We start from the raw sequence: 3,774 nt of genomic DNA on the forward strand, positions 1-3,774 counted from the left end.
CCCTTACCGAAGCCACGGATCGTCCATCGCTTTTATATACCGTCAAAATTGAGTGAGGCTTACTGAAGAGCCGTATGCGGAAAATCCGCACGTACGGTTCCGTGAGGGGCATTGAAATATATGTCTACTCGACAAGTTTAAGACTAAAGATTGGGTTTATGAAAATTGCGGCGAGTGATTTTTTAAATGCGAAGCCTTTAATCTATGATATTGAGAAAAAGGTGGGTGATATCTTTTGGGGTTCTCCAAAAGATTGTGCGAAAGTTTTGGAAAATAAAGAAGCGGATGTTGCACTTCTTCCCTCGATTGAATACGCAAGAATTCCTCATCTTTTTATTTTACCGGGTGTTTCCATTTCATCCGTTGGCCCTGTTCAATCTGTAATGCTTTTTCTTCGAAAGGATATTAAGAGTGTTCAAAGTATTGCAGTGGATGAAAGGTCTAGAACGGCTGCAATTTTGCTTAAAATTCTTGCAAAGGAGTCCTTAAAAATAGAGGCTGAATATGTCGAAAAACCCGCCTCTCTTGAAGACATGTTAAAACATCATGATGCGGCTTTACTGATTGGGGATCAAGCTTTGGTTGGTGAAAAACAGTTTAAAGGGGAACGGGTAGATTTAGGCGAGGCGTGGTATGATTTGACACATCTGCCATTTACTTATGCGTTTTGGGCTGGAAGGAAAGAGGAAAATTTAGATTTGCTTTTACCCCTTCTAGAAGCGAAAGAAGAAGGTTTTCTTCGCTGTGATCAAATTGCCAGAGAGGCCGAGCAGATGTTTGTGAAGACTGGTAAAATTTTTATTTCAGAATCTTTTATACTAGACTATCTTACGAAATCTATTTGTTATGAGTGGTCTAAGAGTCATGAAGATGGATTAAGACTTTTTTATCAATGGGCCTTTTTTTACGGCTTGATTGAAAGAGTTCCGGAGCTTAAATTCTATGACATTGAAGCCTATCATCTCTAAAATTTTAGATGGAAAGAGAATTAATTCGCAGGAAGCCCTTGAGCTTTTTAAAATTTCCGACATCACCCTATTAGGACAATTGGCCCATCAGGTTCGTCTTCGCAAGAACGATCCCAAAATCGTGACCTATATTATTGATCGCAATGTTAATTATACAAATTTCTGTGTGACGGACTGCGATTTTTGCGCCTTTTATGTCCGGCCTGGATCAGAAAAAGGATATGTTCTCTCTTATCAAGAGTTGGATCAAAAAATTGAAGAAACGCTTGCCCTTGGGGGAGAGCAAATTTTACTTCAAGGGGGGCATAACCCCAGCCTTAAAATTGATTTTTATGAAAAAATGTTTAATCACATTAAAGAGAAATATCCTAGAATCTGGATTCATGGTCTATCGGCTTCAGAGGTGGTCTTTATTTCAAAAGTTTCAAAATTATCGATCGAAGAGGTTTTAAAAAGACTCATTCAAGCGGGCCTTGATTCTCTTCCGGGGGCCGGTGCAGAAATTTTAGTTGAGCGTGTAAGAAAAATGATTAATCCTAAAAAGGCGACCACTGAAGAATGGTTGGGAGTGATGCGTTTAGCTCATCAACTGGGCCTTCGAACGACTTCCACAATGATGTTTGGTCATGTGGAGAGGATCGAGGAGCGAATTGAACATTTGGAGCGGCTTCGCCAACTTCAGGATGAAACCCATGGATTTACGGCCTTCATTTCCTGGACTTTTCAGCCAGATCATACTCCCATGGGAGGAGAAAAAACATCGACGGTTGATTATTTAAGGACGCTTGCCATTGCAAGAATTTATTTAGACAATATCGGTCACTTTCAGGCCTCTTGGGTGACTCAGGGGCCTAAAATTGGTCAGATTAGTCTTCAATATGGGATCGATGATTTTGGGAGTGTGATGATCGAAGAAAATGTTGTTAGGGCTGCTGGGACTGTTTTTTGCATGACCGAACCTGACATGGTTCGTCTCATTGAGGGGGCAGGGTACCGGGCGGTGAGGCGTAATATGAAGTATGGAGTTTTAGGTGAGCCATATTTTCGGATGCAAAAAGAAAAAATGAGTTCTGAAACTCGTTTTTCTGTTGGGGTGTGAACCTCGGAGCATTCTATGAAACTTGTTTCTCTTCGTATTCTTTTTTTCTTCTATCAAATCGCTCGAAGCTTATTTCCAAATCCCATCGCTCAGATTGATACGCCCTCTGGTAAAGAGTTAAAGGTGGAAGTCTTTAACGATCGTTTAGGAAGATCCTTAGGACTTTCGTATCGTGACCATTTGGATGATGATGGCGCTCTCTTTATCTTTGAAAGATCAGGGGTTTATTCGTTTCATACTTATGGAATGCAGTTTTCAATTGATATTGTTTTTTTAGATTCAAACTACCAAGTGGTTTATATCGCCTATAATCAGACGCCAATGGCAAAAGATATGCCAAGGCCTTTGATCACGCCTCCTCGTCCTGCTCTTTATGTTCTAGAGCTTCCCGCGATGAGTGCTGAAGGGTATGGATTAAAGCTTGGAAGCCAAGTTTCAATTAGAACCTGATAATTTTCCCATACCACCCTTAACCTCTTCTTTAAGAAAAGGTTATATATTCTTTAAAAATTAAAATATTTTTTACATTTTACCCTTAAAAAGGGTCTTCTATTACGGTAACTTTTTGAAAAGAGCAGGAATATGCCTAAATTTATTCATAAAAGTATCAGTATTTTTTTAATATTTTCATTCCTAACTTATTATTTTTCAATGAGTTATGGGCATGATTCTCCTGTCATAGGTCCTCTGGCTGTGTCAAGTCTGGGGGCAATTCCTCTGCGAACTCTATCCGTCAAATCGAATACCCTTTTAGAAAATATTAGAATTCCAAGTGATGTGGGAGAAATCATTGATCAAAATATTATTCCAGAGAGACCTCTTCTTTTCATTCTGGAAGACATTCATTGCAATGCGGAAGTGCAAAAGAATGAGGAGAGGATATTGAGAGCATTGGAAGCAGAAATAAAAGATGCTGGGAAGTTAGGAAGCTGGGAGGCTAAAAAACAAAAGGTTTCTCCCAGCCTTCTAGCTTCCCAGCTTCCTAGCCAGCCTTTCCATGTTTTCTCCGAAGCTGCCTCAGGCCTCATGGACATGTCCTTTTTTACCGCTTTTCCTGATAAGGAAGCTCTCAAAGCAGCTCGGAAGAAATTACTGGAAAACCATGACATTAATGGTTTGGAATCTTTCTTAATCAGTGAAGGCTCCCAGAAAGTGAAAGGAATCGGAATTGAGGATATCGAGACTTATGTGTCTAATGCAAAATTAATGAATGAGTTGATGGAGGAGAAGGAGCTTCAAGAGAATGTCTGGAGTGGACTTGAAGAACTGTTTGAGCATTTGAGACAAAAGATTTATCCAAAAGAATTGATAGAACTTATTAAAAAGAGGGAGCAGTATCGGAAGATAGATTTAAGGGAATATATAAAGCAGCTCGAGGCTCGAGGCTCGAAGCTCGAGGCAAAAACAAAGACAAAAGAAAAAACTGAAAATGCAGAAAATCAATCTCTTCCTCTTTCCTCCTCGAGCCTTGAGCCTCGAGCTTCGAGTCAAAACTATCCCCAGCTCGAACTCTATATTAAACTCCAATCACTCGAAAAGAAAATGGACGCATCAAAGATCGAGTCCGAATATTTAAAATTTCTATCCGAATTAGAAAAGAAACTACCCAAAGAAGCAATGGCAGAAGTAATGAGGCATGTGTTGGAGCATCGATTAGGAAGAATGAGTGATGAGGAGCATTATCTTTATTTGAGACGATATCTAGAA

At 39.7% G+C, this 3,774-nt stretch carries 4 protein-coding genes; all 4 read left to right on the plus strand.

Going from position 1 to position 3,774, the window contains the following annotated elements; genetic code table 11:
• Positions 1 to 158: 158 nt before the first annotated feature.
• Positions 159 to 968: a menaquinone biosynthesis protein gene (locus HYS07_11290; GenBank protein MBI1871751.1), complete on the plus strand. Its 810-nt coding sequence runs from the start codon at positions 159 to 161 to the stop codon at positions 966 to 968.
• Positions 943 to 2,067 (plus strand): dehypoxanthine futalosine cyclase, encoded by a 1,125-nt coding sequence (gene mqnC / locus HYS07_11295; GenBank protein MBI1871752.1) that lies wholly within the window; start codon positions 943 to 945, stop codon positions 2,065 to 2,067. The genes HYS07_11290 and mqnC overlap by 26 nt, the downstream gene beginning before the upstream one ends.
• A 15-nt stretch (positions 2,068 to 2,082) precedes the next feature.
• Entirely contained in the window at positions 2,083 to 2,517 is a 435-nt protein-coding gene (locus HYS07_11300) for a DUF192 domain-containing protein (GenBank protein MBI1871753.1), read from the plus strand.
• A gap of 132 nt (positions 2,518 to 2,649) precedes the next feature.
• On the plus strand, positions 2,650 to 3,774 hold a 1,125-nt coding region (locus tag HYS07_11305), incomplete at its 3' end, for a hypothetical protein (protein ID MBI1871754.1).

Source organism: Chlamydiota bacterium (assembly GCA_016178055.1).
Lineage (GTDB): Bacteria > Auribacterota > JACPWU01 > JACPWU01 > JACPWU01 > JACOUC01.

Bases quoted from the DNA above. Each gene is read 5' to 3' on its own strand.
- HYS07_11290 (MBI1871751.1), top strand. From the start codon at position 159: ATGAAAATTGCGGCGAGTGATTTTTTAAATGCGAAGCCTTTAATCTAT.
- mqnC (MBI1871752.1), top strand. From the start codon at position 943: ATGACATTGAAGCCTATCATCTCTAAAATTTTAGATGGAAAGAGAATT.
- HYS07_11300 (MBI1871753.1), top strand. From the start codon at position 2,083: ATGAAACTTGTTTCTCTTCGTATTCTTTTTTTCTTCTATCAAATCGCT.